Annotated in this window: 17 protein-coding genes and 1 riboswitch; of the genes, 4 read left to right on the plus strand and 13 right to left on the minus strand. The window is 51.8% G+C overall.

Annotated elements, in window-relative coordinates:
- Positions 1-10: 10 nt before the first annotated feature.
- Positions 11-652 (minus strand): TetR/AcrR family transcriptional regulator, encoded by a 642-nt coding sequence (locus B2R29_RS05050; protein ID WP_301180067.1) that lies wholly within the window; start codon positions 650-652, stop codon positions 11-13.
- Positions 653-834: 182 nt separating this feature from the next.
- Here B2R29_RS05050 and lexA point away from each other — a divergent pair, with 182 nt between their 5' ends.
- A complete protein-coding gene (gene lexA, locus B2R29_RS05055; protein WP_301180068.1) occupies positions 835-1,434 on the plus strand; it encodes a transcriptional repressor LexA in 600 nt (199 codons plus the stop codon).
- Positions 1,435-1,484: 50 nt separating this feature from the next.
- The gene (locus B2R29_RS05060) at positions 1,485-1,910 is read left to right on the plus strand and encodes a cell division inhibitor SulA (protein WP_301180069.1); all 426 of its coding nucleotides are present in this window, start codon (positions 1,485-1,487) and stop codon (positions 1,908-1,910) included.
- A gap of 40 nt (positions 1,911-1,950) precedes the next feature.
- On the opposite strand, the gene B2R29_RS05065 is transcribed toward B2R29_RS05060, so the two are convergent.
- The 12 genes from B2R29_RS05065 to B2R29_RS05120 form a co-directional block, all read right to left on the minus strand.
- The gene (locus tag B2R29_RS05065) at positions 1,951-2,223 is read right to left on the minus strand and encodes a hypothetical protein (RefSeq protein ID WP_301180070.1); all 273 of its coding nucleotides are present in this window, start codon (positions 2,221-2,223) and stop codon (positions 1,951-1,953) included.
- Between the two features lie 135 nt (positions 2,224-2,358).
- Entirely contained in the window at positions 2,359-2,610 is a 252-nt protein-coding gene (locus B2R29_RS05070; protein WP_301180071.1) for a hypothetical protein, read from the minus strand.
- 73 nt (positions 2,611-2,683) lie between these two features.
- Entirely contained in the window at positions 2,684-3,148 is a 465-nt protein-coding gene (locus tag B2R29_RS05075) for a DUF6586 family protein (RefSeq protein WP_301180072.1), read from the minus strand.
- Positions 3,148-3,726, minus strand: coding sequence for a YfaZ family outer membrane protein (locus B2R29_RS05080; protein WP_301180073.1), 579 nt, complete (start codon positions 3,724-3,726; stop codon positions 3,148-3,150). The genes B2R29_RS05075 and B2R29_RS05080 overlap by 1 nt, the downstream gene beginning before the upstream one ends.
- A 201-nt stretch (positions 3,727-3,927) precedes the next feature.
- A complete protein-coding gene (htpG, locus tag B2R29_RS05085; protein ID WP_301180074.1) occupies positions 3,928-5,829 on the minus strand; it encodes a molecular chaperone HtpG in 1,902 nt (633 codons plus the stop codon).
- Positions 5,830-5,923: 94 nt separating this feature from the next.
- The gene (locus B2R29_RS05090) at positions 5,924-7,471 is read right to left on the minus strand and encodes a PfkB family carbohydrate kinase (RefSeq protein WP_301180075.1); all 1,548 of its coding nucleotides are present in this window, start codon (positions 7,469-7,471) and stop codon (positions 5,924-5,926) included.
- The gene (locus B2R29_RS05095; RefSeq protein WP_301180076.1) at positions 7,468-8,340 is read right to left on the minus strand and encodes a thiazole synthase; all 873 of its coding nucleotides are present in this window, start codon (positions 8,338-8,340) and stop codon (positions 7,468-7,470) included. The genes B2R29_RS05090 and B2R29_RS05095 overlap by 4 nt, the downstream gene beginning before the upstream one ends.
- Positions 8,333-8,545, minus strand: coding sequence for a sulfur carrier protein ThiS (gene thiS / locus B2R29_RS05100; protein ID WP_301180077.1), 213 nt, complete (start codon positions 8,543-8,545; stop codon positions 8,333-8,335). Before thiS ends, B2R29_RS05095 begins: the two co-directional genes overlap by 8 nt.
- Complete coding sequence (thiO, locus tag B2R29_RS05105; protein WP_301180078.1) at positions 8,542-9,669, minus strand: glycine oxidase ThiO; 1,128 nt, start codon at positions 9,667-9,669, stop codon at positions 8,542-8,544. Before thiO ends, thiS begins: the two co-directional genes overlap by 4 nt.
- Positions 9,670-9,672: 3 nt before the next feature.
- Positions 9,673-11,490 carry a phosphomethylpyrimidine synthase ThiC gene (gene thiC, locus B2R29_RS05110; protein WP_301180079.1) on the minus strand — a complete coding sequence of 606 codons (1,818 nt, stop codon included), beginning with the start codon at positions 11,488-11,490 and terminating at the stop codon, positions 9,673-9,675.
- A 115-nt stretch (positions 11,491-11,605) separates the two neighbouring features.
- Positions 11,606-11,727, minus strand: a riboswitch (TPP riboswitch).
- 91 nt (positions 11,728-11,818) lie between these two features.
- Entirely contained in the window at positions 11,819-12,262 is a 444-nt protein-coding gene (locus B2R29_RS05115) for a PaaI family thioesterase (RefSeq protein WP_301180080.1), read from the minus strand.
- Positions 12,263-12,274: 12 nt separating this feature from the next.
- On the minus strand, positions 12,275-12,712 hold the full coding sequence (locus B2R29_RS05120) for a PaaI family thioesterase (RefSeq protein WP_301180081.1): 438 nt from the start codon (positions 12,710-12,712) through the stop codon (positions 12,275-12,277).
- Positions 12,713-12,853: 141 nt separating this feature from the next.
- Between B2R29_RS05120 and B2R29_RS05125 the strand changes: the two genes are divergently transcribed.
- Entirely contained in the window at positions 12,854-13,663 is an 810-nt protein-coding gene (locus tag B2R29_RS05125; protein ID WP_301180082.1) for an acyl-CoA thioesterase, read from the plus strand.
- Positions 13,664-13,793: 130 nt separating this feature from the next.
- Entirely contained in the window at positions 13,794-14,168 is a 375-nt protein-coding gene (locus B2R29_RS05130) for a response regulator (RefSeq protein ID WP_301180083.1), read from the plus strand.
- Positions 14,169-14,260 lie beyond the last annotated feature (92 nt).

Raw genomic sequence — 14,260 nt, forward strand, 5'->3', positions numbered from 1 at the left:
GCGCGTTCCTTCAGGCACCCGCCGGTGACTTCAAACCACTGGCCAGAAACGGCAGCAGCTGTTCAATAACATCCGGCGTGGCGGTGGGTTTACCGAAATCATGCTCCGCCATCGCGGTAAGAGAATCAACCCCGTTCAGAGTAAACATGGTCGCACCCAGCATAAAATGAACACGCCAGAAGCGATCTTCATCGGACAGTTCAGGGGTTGCACGGGTAAGAAGGTCAGAGTAACGGCGAAACACATGGCCATACTCTACGCGCAGAAAACGACGCACGTGACCCTGCCCCTGGCTGTAAGCCAGTCCCAGCAAACGCATAAAGATACGCAGACGTTCCGGGCGGTCTGCACCGGAGCGCAGGGCGGTATCCGACAACAGTCTCAGCAAAGACATCAGGTCAGCTGGTTGTTCACCCTGCTCTGCATCACAAGTATTGAGCGCCTTATCAAGCTCAGCTACGAAAGGGCTAAGAAAGCGGGCAAAGACGGCCTGAATAAGAGACTTCTTAGAACCGAAGTGATAATTCACAGCAGCCAGATTAACATCGGCTTTGGTCGTGATGTTACGTAACGAGGTTTCTGCGAAACCACGTTCTGAAAACAACTCTTCTGCAGCATCCAGAATGCTGCGCGCGGTATCTTTCTGCGCCATAGTGCCTTATCCAACTAACAAGTGTTTCAAACATACGTTTAAAACACTTAACACGCAACAATTGCAGCAATTCAGTAAAAATCCACACAGATCGTAAATTAGGTGACACTGGGTATTTACACAGTAGAAAGTACTGTATATATTTACACACACTGTATAAATCAACAGACTGGATAAATGTCATGGAAAAGCTCACGGCTCGCCAGCAGGAAGTTCTTGATCTGATTCGCTCAGCCATTGACGAAACAGGCTACCCGCCGACGAGAGCAGAAATCGCCGCAGAACTTGGCTTCCGCTCACCGAACGCTGCCGAAGAACACCTGAAAGCTCTGGCACGTAAAGGTGCCATTGAGATGATGCCAGGCGCCAGCCGTGGCATTCGTATCGTAGGTGAAGATTCTCCGGGGCTGCCAGTGATCGGTCGCGTTGCAGCCGGTGAACCTATTCTGGCTCAGGAGCACATTGAAGATTACTGCGAAATTCCGCCGTCGTTCTTTAAGCCGGAAGCGAACTTTCTGCTCGAGGTGCATGGCGACAGTATGATTGACATCGGCATTATGGATGGCGATTACATCGCAGTGCACAAAGCCGAGACCGCACGCAATGGCGACATCGTGGTTGCCCGCGTCGGTGATGAAGTAACCGTTAAGCGATACCACAAGAGCCGCAATCAGGTAACTCTGTTTGCTGAGAACGAGAATTACGCCCCTATTGAGGTCAACCTGAAAGAGCAGGAATTTGCGATTGAAGGTAAATATGTGGGTGTTATCCGCCGCCAGTAATAAGGCCAACGAGAGTATCAGGTAAACGGTACCCGACAGGAGAGATTGTTATGCGTCAGTTATCTTTCGAAGTATGTCCAGAAGCAGCTCCGCTCAGCTCTGCGGCACCCGTCAGAAGCGTGCCCAAAGGCAGTATGACGGAAGTCATTGTGTCTGAAGGCAGTGCATTACAACCTTTCCAGCTGTTACCTGTATTAGCGCTGTGCAGTGATCAGCAGCGCTGGCTGATGTGGCTTAGCCCCAGCCAGAACCTGAATAAAGAATGGCTGGCCAAAGCCGGTATGAGTGATTCGCCGGTGCTTCACCTTAATACTCAGCCCTCGACTCAAGTTGATCTGTGTATCAAGGCACTGAGTTCAGGTAAAAGCCACCTGATTATTGAATGGTCAGGCGAACTTGCTCCCGATACCCGCCAGCTGTTGCGTCGTGTTGCTGAAGAAAACGGGTCTCATCTGTTTATCGTACGTGGTGAATAAGACACTACCAGCCGTGGGCTGGTAGTTTCTCTGCCCTAAATTACTGAGCAGTTGTGGTGGCAGGCACGCTCACTACAACATTTTCTTCGTGCAGTTCGGCGACACGATCCAGACGTTCAAGCGCTTTTTCAAGTGCGTCCTGGTTGTTCTCCATCGCTTTAATCGCATCTTTTGTTTCTTCAAGCGCTGTGCGGGTTTGCTCGCGGGCTTCGGTGTAAGCCTGAATCAGTTCAGAGCTTTCAGGCTCATCGCTACACGCAGTGATCAGTGAAGCAGAAAGTACAACAGTCGAGAGTGCTACAAGCTTTTTCATTCTCATCCTCAGAAGTCATTTTTCACAAGTACACCCGTTACCGGGGCTCTCATTAGGATACTGAATTTCCAAAAAAAATCCGGTATCAGTCTCCCGATACCGGATTTTTTTATAAATCTATCGTTTTAGGACACATCAGTGCAGCTGCTGACTGCTCTGCGGCACCTCAAAGTCGTCACTCTCGACTTCCATCCCAGAGAGGTCACCTACGAGGCGTACACCCACCTCAAGCATGACTCTGGCCACATCCATATGGTGCTCCTGAAGACTTGCTTTCGCATCTTCCGAGAAACAGATACGAACCAGCGCATCGCTTTCCTGTTCGTCGGCACGACGCAGGGCAATGTCACCATTGGATAACTCTACAATTTCGAAAAAACCAGCCATAAGTGCCTCTTCGTTTCTGAGCGCGGATGATAACACAGGGGGGTAACGCTTTATACGCGTGTCGCTGGGAGAATCAGCTTTCCTGCCGATTCTCTCGCTGACTATCGATCAGGTCAGACAGTTGCTGCCACCAGGACTGTGGCTGTATGTCATCGCTCTGTGCAACGGCAATTACGTTGACAGCGCTGGATGCCTGAGGGCTCCCACTGGGACCCGGACGCCAGCGTGTTTCTGCCTCAAGCAGAAACGCACTCAACCATGAGTAAGGGTCTTCGGCGAGAATGCGAATCTCGGTCATCTCGCCGGTAACCAGAGGTGTCTTGTTCAGAAGATCTGAAAATGAACTGACTTCCCCGCGGTAAGTTGCGAGCGTCGCCAGCTCATTCAGGTAGGAAATAAACGCATCCTGCATAAGGTAGAGGCCGGAGGTCTCCAGGCCTTCAGCTAACGCGGGATTACCCGTTTCACGACGTGATTGCTCCAGTAGCAGCCGCGCCTGATAGAGTTTCTGGTTGGTAAAGCTGAGCCACTGACTCATCAGAAGTTAAGCTTCAGGCCGAGATGCAGGCCATCACCAATCTTATGACGACCGCTCTGATCATCAAAAGATACGGATGTCATGCGGAAGCCTGTGTAGAGATGTGCCGTTGGTAAGATATTGAAGACTAAACGGACGTCGGCATCGACGAAGTTATTCACATCACTGAACGACACTACCGGCGGTGCATAGTATGCATGACCACTCACACCAAAGTTACGGTTAAACGGAAAGTTGTAGCGAGCAAAGCCGCCGACACCAATTGCCGCGCCGTCATTATCATCGGTAAAAATTCCGTATGCGTTTGCGCCCACACCAATATAAAGGTCAGAGTTCGGATTGCGTACGTCAACAACATGAACGCCACCCGAGATGACGTCGCCCTGGTCACTCTCGTGCAGCGCTGCCAGATTCAGGTGCATGCCTGTATCCATGCGTGTTGCGTCCCAGCCAACCCGAGCTGTGGTGTCAGCCAGACTGATATCCAGAGATCCACCAGCCATCGCCGGAGAAGTGATTGCAGCGATTGAAGCCATAGCGGCCAGAGAAATGCGACGGGCCAACGTAAGTGTGTTCATCGTGGTACGGCGTCCTGTATTTAGTGATCGACGTTAATCTGAAGAAGTATTTTGTCCCCATGATACCAGCGAGTTTGTCTTTGGGAAAAGTGCGCCAGTGGCGACAGCAGGAACTCGGGCGTCGAGGAGTGTACGGGAGTGTCAGTAAAATGCTCACACACCATGGGTGCAGGCCAGGTGTATGAGCATTTTGAGGCAGGCTTACTTCATCAGATCAAGCAGCAACTTGTTGAGACGGGTAACGTACTGAGCGGGTTGCTTCAGTTGGCTCCCCTCTGCAAGCAGGGCCTGGGCATGAATGACCTGAGCAAGCTCCGTGAAGCGATCTTCGTCGGCTTCCTGATCTAGGCGTTCGATCAAAGGATGCGAAGGGTTCACCTCAAGTGCCACCTCGGGTTCTGGAACCTTCTGGCCGGCAGCTTCCATCAGGCGGCGCATATGACCGCCCATGTCGTACTGACCGACAACCAGACATGCTGGAGAGTCTGACAGACGAGAGCTGACACGAACTTCTTTGACGTCGTCTTTCAGCGCCGCTTCCAGACGCTCAATCAGTGCTTTATGCGACTCTTCAAGTTGCTTCTGCTCTTCTTTTTCTGACTCGTCAGCCAGCTCATCCAGATCCAGTTCGCCTTTGGTTACATCCTGGAATGCCTTGCCATCAAAGTCACTCAGGTGGCCAACCATCCACTCATCAACGCGATCCGTCAGCAGCAGTACCTCGATACCTTTTTTACGGAAGTATTCCAGGTGTGGGCTTGCCGCCACTGCATCGTGGCTTTCACCAGTAATGTAGTAAATTTTCTTCTGACCTTCGCGCATGCGGGCGATGTAATCTGCCAGAGAAACGTTCTGCTCTGTGCCTTCGCTCTGAGTCGTGGAAAAACGGAAAAGACCCGCAACTTTTTCACGGTTGGCAAAATCTTCTGCTGGCCCTTCTTTCAGAACTTCACCGAACTGGTTCCAGAATGTTTGATATTTCTCGGCGTCTTTCTTCGACATTTTTTCCAACGTATCAAGCACACGCTTCACCAGTGCTGAGCGAAGGCTATCTACTTGCTTATCCTGCTGCAGGATTTCGCGGGATACGTTCAGAGACAGGTCGTTAGAATCCAGCACACCTTTAACGAAACGCAGGTACGCAGGCAGGAACTGTTCAGCGTCATCCATGATAAACACGCGCTGAACGTAGAGCTTAACGCCTCGGCTCGCTTCACGATTCCACATATCAAACGGGGCCTGAGTCGGGATATACAGCAGGCTGGTGTAGTTCAGCTTGCCTTCGACCGTGTTGTGCATCCACGTCAGTGGTTCGTTCCAGTCGTGAGAGACGTGCTTGTAAAATTCTTTGTAGTCCTCGTCGCTTATGTCGCTCTTAGCGCGAGTCCACATCGCCTGTGCCTGGTTAACAGCTTCTGGAGTAGAACTGTCGCCGTCTTCGCCTTCTTCATCGTTGCTGTCCTGCTGAACGAACACTGGAATAGCAATATGATCTGAATATTTTTTAATCAGATTCTGCAGACGGAAGCTGTCAGCGAATTCTTCTTCACCCTCTTTCAGGTGAAGAGTGATGATGGTTCCGCGGCCTGCCTTGTCGATGGATTCGAGGCTGAACTCGCCCTCACCTTCAGATTCCCAACGTGTGCCCTGGTCGGCACTTTCGCCGGCACGGCGTGTCTCAACAATCACTTTATCGGCAACGATAAATGCCGAGTAGAAACCCACACCGAACTGACCAATCAATTGCGAGTCTTTCTGCTGATCGCCGCTCAGTTGACTCAGAAATTCCGCAGTACCCGATTTAGCGATGGTGCCCAGATGATTCACCACGTCTTCACGGGTCATACCAATGCCGTTATCGGCAATGGTTAAGGTTTTCGCGTCTTTGTCGAATGTGATATCGACCTTAAGGTCTGACTCTGATTCGTACAGATCGTTGTTCGTTAACGCCTGAAAACGCAACTTGTCACAGGCGTCCGATGCATTGGATACCAGCTCACGCAGGAAAATTTCTTTGTTGGAATACAAAGAGTGAATCATCAGGTGCAAAAGCTGTTTAACTTCTGTCTTAAACCCCAGTGTTTCTTTACTTGCGGCAGTCATTCATCTCTCCTTTCAGACGTATCAGCCCTTTTACTGTGTTCGCCCTGTCGTCCAGCTCGCAGGTGCAGGCTCGACATGGGCTATGTACTGAGCTCTATTTTGGGGCTGAGGAAAACATTTCAAGGGCTGCACGCAGTTCAGCAATATTACGTCGAATCAGAGGCTCGTCATTCCGCTCGCCGGCGATGCATGTCACCACGGCCAGAGAGCCAACGCCGGTTGAGGCTACCCTAGCTGCATTCTCCGGAACGATGCCACCAATGCAGGTTTGCGGCCACGCCCGGTACTTTTTGCTCCAAGAGTCCAGACAATCCACGCCAAGTGGTTGGTATCGCAGGCGCTTAGACAGTGGAGTAAATACTGGCCCGAAAGCGATGTAGCTGGGCTTCTGCGCACGCGCGCGGGCTATTTCCCACTCGGTGTGCGTACTGACTCCAAGCCCCACCCCCGCGGCACAGAGAGCGTCGATATCAGCGCAGACCAGATCCTCCTGCCCCAGATGAACGCCATCAGTCTTCAGCTCAAGCGCCAGTGGCCAATCATCATTGAGCCAGAAACTGACACCATGTCTGCGACACATCGCCATTGCCTGACGTGTCTCACTTCTATATTCAGGCCCTGGTGATTTGATACGCCACTGGACAGTATCAACCCCGATGCTGAGTATCATTTCCAGATGTTCGAGTGACTCAGAGAGTGCGTAAAGACCCGGACTATAAGGCTCAAAAGCATCGGTATGCGGATACGTTCCGATATCGCTGATCAATGGCCAATCCTCACCGTTGCTCGGCAATGGAGTGGCGAGGCAGTTTCTGTAGGCCATACCAGCCACACCAGAGTCTTGAGCCCCCGTGCTCGCGATCAATGCCTGACGCGCAGCGGCCGCAGCAAGAACAATCGCATCATAGAGGCGTGTGCCCCTGGCGATCTGAACCGCCAAAGCCGCTGAAAACTGGCTACCTGTCCCGTGTGCCTGAATCGCCTCTCTCTGCTGATGAAGTGCAAACGACGGTCTTGCAACACTCTCCGGATAGTCATTATCAGCACAGCTGAATATCAGATCAGTTACCCAAGCGGAGTGTTGCTGCTGCTCGTTATCTCCGCCAGTAATAATGACCGTTTTCACACCTGTTTCCTGTAGAGCCGCCGCGGCTTCATTGGCGCTCAGAGAATAATCCGCCACCAGCCAGCGCGCCTCGTTAAGGGAGGGAGTCACCACCGATACATGGCGAAGTAAATCAGCGAGGCCAGAGTTGGCGGCAGGCAGATTACCGAGAGTCGCAGAAACAACAGGGTCCCATACGACCGGGATTGCTTCTCCGGAAGCATCGCTGTCAATGTGGCCAAGCACCTCGCACAGATAACGCAACAACACCGGCTCGGGCGGCAGCCAGCCAATCAGAATCGCTCCGGGCCGACCGTCCCGTAACGCTGCATCAACTTGTGCCTTAACCGTTTCCGCATCCACAGTACTGACAAACTCAACACCCTGATGACTCTGCGCGGTAACGCCAACAACGACACTGCGACATTCGCACCCTGCGATCGCTGCCTGCGCCAGGGCAGCCTGCAAGCCTGCGCCACCGCGGCTATCAGACGCGCAGATAACTAATAAGTAACCCGCTGACGAGTAATCAGTCATTGTGATTTACCTTTTCTGTCAACGTCCTGCCGTCCCGTACTCTGACATCCAGCTCTCTGTCGCCCAGAACGGTGCCAGAACGGCAGACCTGCGACAGGCGTGCTCGGCGAGGCCATATCCCGCTCGGCCATAAAACCAGCCTGATACGCTGTGCGACCTGCCTTAACCGAAGCAGCAAAAGCGCCTGCCATCGCTACCGGGTCTGCGGCCTTTGCCACGGCCGTATTAAGAAGAACACCATCGGCACCCATTTCCATCGCTTGCATGGCCTGAGAAGGACGACCGATGCCTGCATCTATGATTATTTTTGCTTCGGGTAAGCGTGCCCTGAGTGTTCGCAGCTGATACGGGTTAACAATCCCCTTACCGGTACCAATCGGTGCGCCCCACGGCATAACGGCCGGACAACCGGCATGCAACAAGGCCTCGCACACCACCAGGTCATCGGTGCAATAAGGTAAGACTTTAAAATCCTGCGCAGATAGCTCCCGCGCTGCACTCACCAGTTCGAATACATTGGGTTGCAGGCTGTATTCGTCGCCGATGACTTCAAGCTTTACCCATGAAGTTTTGAATAACTCACGGGCCAGAACAGCCAGCTGAATGGCCTCTTTCGCAGACTGACAGCCAGCGGTATTGGGCAGTAAGCGAGCCTGACTGGCTCCCAGCCAGTGACTAACACGTTCGTGATAATCATTGTTAGCAACATCCCCAGCGGTCTGTCGCCGCAGAGACATGGTGACAAAGCCCGGCTGCGCGTGGGCAAATGCTGAGACCATCAGGTCAGGTGATGGGTACATTGAGCTGCCCAGCCATAAGCGACTGGAAATTTCTTCGCCCGCAATGGTAAGTCCGTCTGAATCAGCCACCGGTAATAGCTCCCAATACGTCAACAATATCGCCGTCGTTCAAGATCGTAGATGGCCATTTTTCTATGGGTAACAGCTCGCCATTAAGTGCCACAACAAAACGACCACCGTCGCTTGGATAATTCAGCGTACCAATAATCAGAGTCTTCACGTCTTTATCGCTCCCCCACGGCATCGGTTGGCCGTTGACTACAATATCGATCATGCACCCTCTCCTTGCTCGGATAATTTAAATACCGACTTCATCCATCCTTCACCAGCCAGTAAGTTTTCGATTTTTTTTAGTAGTGCAGGCGCAACTAGAAACCCGTGTCTGAACAAACCATTCACGAACAGTGTTTTTGGCTCGTTAGGATGACTGGATAGCGTTACACAAGGCCTGTGATCTTGTGTTGCTGGACGAAGGTTAGTCTCCATAGACAAAATCCGTGCCTCTGAAAAACCCGGTGATAACACCCAAAAAGCACTCAACATTTCCATCGCCGAACGGACACTGACCGGCGAACAATCATCGCTTTCCAGTTCGGTTGCACCCAGCTGGTAACAATCATTACCGCGGGGGACCATATACAAGTGATATCTCGGATGCAGTAAACGCACCGGGCGATGAAATTCGGTTCCCGGGCTGGAAACCCAAAGTGTTTCACCGCGCACTCCACGAATCACACGATCAGCATCTTTTCTCGCGCCCGCACCGCGGCAATCAATTACGATATCGGCCTGCTGCAGTTCTGAACTTTCACGGCGTGCGACATCCAAAGAATAACCACCGTCCGTCCTGGTAATATTACAGTCGTAATAAAAGGCTGCACCATGACTGACGGCTGCCAGCTGGAGCGCACTGAGCAGGGTTCTGTTGTCCACCTGAGCTTCATCAGGCAGCCAGAAGCCTTGCTTAAACTCATCAGAAAGCGCGGGTTCTTTCTGACGAAGCCCAGCATCATGAAGAGCTACGGCGTAAGAGTTTCCCGGAAGTTGCGGCGCCGCCATATCACGCTTAAACAGATCCATTTCGGCCTGGTCTGACGGGTGCGCAACGACAAGGGTGCCCCGACGCCTGTATGGCACACGAATTCCGACGTCCTGGTACAATTCTTCCAGCAGGACTGGCCACAGAGTCAATGATTCCATACCAAGCTCAAAGACTTCAGGATGACACAAAGGCTTTTCGGCAACAGGAGCAACCATCGCAGCGGCCGTCCAGGCCGCACTTTCGGGCTTGTCTTCACTCGAGCGTTCGAAAACAGACACTTCCATCCCGCTCCGACTTAGCTGCCAGGCGAGGAGTTTACCTATTAAACCAGCGCCGATTATTGCAATTGAAGGCATCGCTCAGAACTCTACTGCATCGACATAAAGCTCTGATCCATTTGCACGGAATTTTTCTGACATTTCATCCATGCCCTGTCGCTGATTGCGAATATCGTGAGACAGCTTCATTGAGCAGAATTTAGGCCCGCACATAGAACAGAAATGAGCCACTTTGTGCCCGTCTTTCGGCATAGTTTCATCGTGATACTGGCGAGCCGTATCTGGGTCCAGCGCCAGATTGAACTGGTCTTCCCAACGAAATTCGAATCGCGCTGCAGACATGGCATTGTCGTGCATTTGTGCCCCTGGATGACCTTTAGCAAGATCCGCTGCATGGGCTGCAATCTTGTAGGTAATCAGCCCCTGTTTTACATCCTCTTTATCGGGTAGACCGAGATGTTCCTTGGGCGTGACGTAGCAAAGCATGGCACAGCCATACCAGCCGATAAGAGCAGCACCAATACCGGAAGTGATGTGGTCATACCCCGGTGCAATATCCGTTGTCAGGGGTCCTAAGGTATAAAAAGGCGCTTCATGACAATGCTCAAGCTGCTCTGTCATATTTTCTTCAATCATATGCATTGGCACATGGCCCGGACCTTCGATAAAGGTCTGAACATCGTGTTTCCATGCTATTTTTGTCAGCTCGCCTAGTGTCCGTAGTTCAGCGAATTGAGGTTCGTCATTTGCATCCGCGATTGAGCCCGGACGCAAACCATCTCCAAGCGAAAAACAAATATCGTAGGCTTTCATAATTTCGCAGATTTCTTCGAAATGAGTATAGAGAAAGCTCTCTTTGTGATGAGCCAGGCACCATTTCGCCATAATCGACCCGCCACGGCTGACGATACCTGTTAAACGGTTTGCCGCCATCGGGATAAACTGCAGGCGAACTCCAGCATGAATAGTGAAGTAGTCGACGCCCTGCTCTGCCTGCTCAATCAATGTGTCGCGGTAAATCTCCCATGTGAGGTCTTCTGCAACGCCACCGACTTTTTCAAGCGCCTGATACAGCGGAACAGTGCCCACTGGCACAGGTGAATTTCGCAAAATCCACTCCCGGGTTTCATGGATATTATCGCCTGTCGAAAGATCCATTATGGTGTCGGCGCCCCAACGGGTTGCCCAGGCCATTTTTTCTACTTCTTCACTGATGCTTGACGTGACAGCTGAGTTACCAATATTGGCGTTTACTTTGACACGGAAATTTCGCCCGATAATCATGGGCTCACTTTCCGGATGATTAATATTGGAAGGAAGGACCGCACGGCCCGCCGCTATCTCGTCACGTACAAATTCGGGAGTAATATAATCAGGAATCTTTGCTCCAAAACGTTTACCCGAATGCTGCTTTGCGATCTCAGCCGCCATCCCTTCTTGTGACAAGCCGATGTTCTCCCGAATAGCAACGTACTCCATTTCCGGCGTCACGATGCCCTGACGTGCATACCATAGCTGCGAGACGTTTTTTCCGCTTTTCGCTTTGCGAACCCTCTGACGCAGAGAAAGCTGACCTTCTTTGATCGCAATCCTGTTTGATTCACGAGATGTTGCTTCGGTGAATTCAGTATCGGCGCGATCTTCAATCCATTGCTCACGCACAGGTGCCAGACCTTTTGTGACATCAACAGTGATTGCAGGGTCGGTGTATGGGCCTGACGTATCGTAGACACGCAATGGAGAGTTAGGCGTTTTGCTGCCGTCCGCCTGAGTCGTATCCGAAAGGTTAATCTGGCGCATACCGACACGGATGTCATCGCGAGTGCCGCCCAGATATATTTTTTCAGACGCAGGATAGGCGTAAGTCAGGTTAAATTCGGTATTGGTGTTGTCAGCCATGCTCTTTTCCTTTTAAAGGATCAGGCAGGCAGCGACGAGAATAGATGACACGAGAAATTCTTTCAGCGCATTAAGCAACCGTCAGAATTTACGTGTTACAGACCACGGGGAGCCCCGGCAGTTCATCTCTGTTCCCTACGCTGGCACTAACCAGATCAGGTTCAACGGGACCCGCATTCGCGATCTCAGCCTGTGTGGTTATCATTGATAACCGGTCAGGCACCCCGACAGATAATTCGCCATCAGTGTATGGCGATTCGCCCCGCGATGACAAGGCGCTTCATAGAATTAATTTACATGGGTTGTCTTTTCAAACGAGAGCACGACACTACTCTTGTACAAGCAGAAAATGCGCTCGTGCGGTTGCAATGGGTTCGCCGGGATCCGTTTGCCACGCATTAATAGCAACGTTGGCTACCCGGCTTCCCTGACGCCATACCTGACAGCTGACGAAGGTATCCTGGAGTCTTCCGGCTCGAAGGTAATCAATAGAAAAGTCGATGATTTTTGGCAACGCAATACTTTCCATGGTCATCAGAAGATGCAAAGCAGCGGAAGTTTCCATACAACCTGCAATCACACCACCATGAATAGCTGGCAGTATGGGGTTACCAATATTGTCTTTATTCGCTGGCAAAATAAATGTCGGCTGCAGGTCCATCGAGTGCAGTTTTATTCCTAGCAATCCGGCATAAGGGACGGCATCGATTACAGCATCGAAATCACCGTTGTCACGGCATTGTTGCAGAATTTTGCGCATGGCTTCTGTCATTGTTTTGTCCTCTTACTTACTACCAAGACGCAAACCAATGCGCATAAAGTTAGCGGTACATGTAGCAACAACAACGTTATCGCTTTCCTGTCGCACTTCACCTTGCGTGAATACCAGGCTGTTGGCTCGCTTAATGACTCGCGCTTCACCAATCAGGTTCTCACCCGGCTTCGCTGCGCGATGGTAGTCCATGCGCAAATCCAGCGTTGGACAGACTTCTCCATCCTCAAAACAATTGAAGGCTGCAGTACCGCACGCGGTATCCATCAGGGTCGTCAGGCTGCCACCGGCGACGATGCCATTATCAGGGTTGCCTATAATGGCTTCACTGTATGGCAACTTGAGAATCACTTTTTCACCGTCGGCGTATTCCACCGTCATGTTGAGTAAGCGACAATGCGGCAAAACCGATACAAACCGGGTAGCTCTCTGCGTCAGTTGATCTGACATAATGAGGGGCTCCTTAAAAGCAGAATGGTTAAGGTACTTGTCACTCAATTGATGAGCAATGCTGTATCCGAGCTATTAAATTGACATATATGATCACCAAGTCTCAATCACGGTGATCTTTATAGTAAAACAGGACTCGTAATGACCTCTTTCGATCACTACTATCAAGCCCTTCTCAATGGTGAGATGCCCGCTGTCGATGCCTCATGGGGCCAGGGAAAGACCACGTTTGGCGGAATGTCGGCAGCGCTGGCCCTGACAGCTCTGGAGCGCGATTACCCCCAGTCTGCGCCGCTACGGTCTCTTAGCATCCACTTCTGCGGGGCACTGACGACAGAACAACCTTACGAAATCGCCACGCGAGCCCTCAGAGCTGGTCGCTCGGTCTCACACCTGCAGGCAGAAGTCCTCCAGAACGAAGATTGCGCGACCGTGGTCAGCGCCTGCTACGGCAAAGCTCGGGAGTCTGATGTCGTTGTCGCTGCAGACAAAAGCGACCCCGGAGAGCCCGGCAGCGGCACCCGTCTCGGATACATTCAGGGTGTTACCCCCGAATTTGTTCGTCATATCGACTTCAGCTACGTCAGTGGTGGACTCCCCTTCTCGAACAGTAAAGACAATCACATCCACGGCTGGATGCGTTTCAACGACTGCAGCGGGCCCCTCACCGAAGCGCATCTGGTTGCATTGATTGATTCCTGGCCTCCAGCCACGCTACAGAAACTGAAATCGGTAGCTCCGTGTGCGAGTATCACCTGGAGTCTGGAACTTCTTGATTCACCGTCTGCAGGCGACGCCCCTCTTCAGGCGAATGACTGGCTTTACTACGAAGTAGACATTGCTGAAGCACATGGTGGCTATGCCCACACGACTGCCCGCATCTACCGTGCTGACGGCTCTCTTCTTGCGCTGTCACGCCAGCTGGTTGTGGTTTACGACAAACGCAGCTGATCTTTACAGAGTTCTTCCTTGCTGTAGTCAGTGAGAGCAACTATTACTTAAGGCATAAGCGATGCACTCAGTGACATCAGCAGTGTCTGCAGCTGCCTCTCACCAGACTTACAGGAAGTGAAGAACCGGAATGAGCCTTAATGTACTGATTTGTGACGACTCCAGCTTTGCCCGCAAGCAGATGGCCCGAGCCCTGCCCAAAGAATGGCAGGTGGAAGTCCACTTTGCCGGCGATGGTGTTGAGGGCGTCAATGCAATCCGGGAAGGTAAAGGCGACGTCGTATTCCTCGACCTGACCATGCCTAATATGGACGGCTACGGCGTGCTCGAAACTATTCGACGTGACGATCTCCCCGCTATGGTCATTGTTGTATCTGGTGACATCCAGCCCGATGCCCAGGACAGAGTAAAAAAGCTGGGTGCCATGGCGTTCATCAAGAAGCCGATTGATGCCGACAAAGCACGTTCTGTGCTGACCGAATACGGCATTATGACGGGGGCCTGAGATGTCAGTAGCAGCGATTATTAATGAAGATCAGCGCGACTGTTATCAGGAGCTTACCAACGTAGCTATGGGTCAGGCGGCAGATCGGCTGG

It is taken from the genome of Thalassolituus sp. UBA3500 (assembly GCF_002377545.1).
In the GTDB taxonomy this organism is placed as follows: Bacteria; Pseudomonadota; Gammaproteobacteria; order Pseudomonadales; family Oceanobacteraceae; genus Thalassolituus.

Coding starts and splice junctions, on each gene's coding strand:
- B2R29_RS05060 (WP_301180069.1), top strand. CDS start 1,485: ATGCGTCAGTTATCTTTCGAAGTATGTCCAGAAGCAGCTCCGCTCAGC.
- B2R29_RS05125 (WP_301180082.1), top strand. CDS start 12,854: ATGACCTCTTTCGATCACTACTATCAAGCCCTTCTCAATGGTGAGATG.
- B2R29_RS05130 (WP_301180083.1), top strand. CDS start 13,794: ATGAGCCTTAATGTACTGATTTGTGACGACTCCAGCTTTGCCCGCAAG.
- thiO (WP_301180078.1), bottom strand. CDS start 9,669: ATGCCTTCAATTGCAATAATCGGCGCTGGTTTAATAGGTAAACTCCTC.
- B2R29_RS05090 (WP_301180075.1), bottom strand. CDS start 7,471: ATGACTGATTACTCGTCAGCGGGTTACTTATTAGTTATCTGCGCGTCT.
- htpG (WP_301180074.1), bottom strand. CDS start 5,829: ATGACTGCCGCAAGTAAAGAAACACTGGGGTTTAAGACAGAAGTTAAA.
- thiS (WP_301180077.1), bottom strand. CDS start 8,545: ATGATCGATATTGTAGTCAACGGCCAACCGATGCCGTGGGGGAGCGAT.
- B2R29_RS05120 (WP_301180081.1), bottom strand. CDS start 12,712: ATGTCAGATCAACTGACGCAGAGAGCTACCCGGTTTGTATCGGTTTTG.
- thiC (WP_301180079.1), bottom strand. CDS start 11,490: ATGGCTGACAACACCAATACCGAATTTAACCTGACTTACGCCTATCCT.
- B2R29_RS05080 (WP_301180073.1), bottom strand. CDS start 3,726: ATGAACACACTTACGTTGGCCCGTCGCATTTCTCTGGCCGCTATGGCT.
- B2R29_RS05070 (WP_301180071.1), bottom strand. CDS start 2,610: ATGGCTGGTTTTTTCGAAATTGTAGAGTTATCCAATGGTGACATTGCC.
- B2R29_RS05050 (WP_301180067.1), bottom strand. CDS start 652: ATGGCGCAGAAAGATACCGCGCGCAGCATTCTGGATGCTGCAGAAGAG.
- B2R29_RS05075 (WP_301180072.1), bottom strand. CDS start 3,148: ATGAGTCAGTGGCTCAGCTTTACCAACCAGAAACTCTATCAGGCGCGG.
- B2R29_RS05115 (WP_301180080.1), bottom strand. CDS start 12,262: ATGACAGAAGCCATGCGCAAAATTCTGCAACAATGCCGTGACAACGGT.
- lexA (WP_301180068.1), top strand. CDS start 835: ATGGAAAAGCTCACGGCTCGCCAGCAGGAAGTTCTTGATCTGATTCGC.
- B2R29_RS05065 (WP_301180070.1), bottom strand. CDS start 2,223: ATGAAAAAGCTTGTAGCACTCTCGACTGTTGTACTTTCTGCTTCACTG.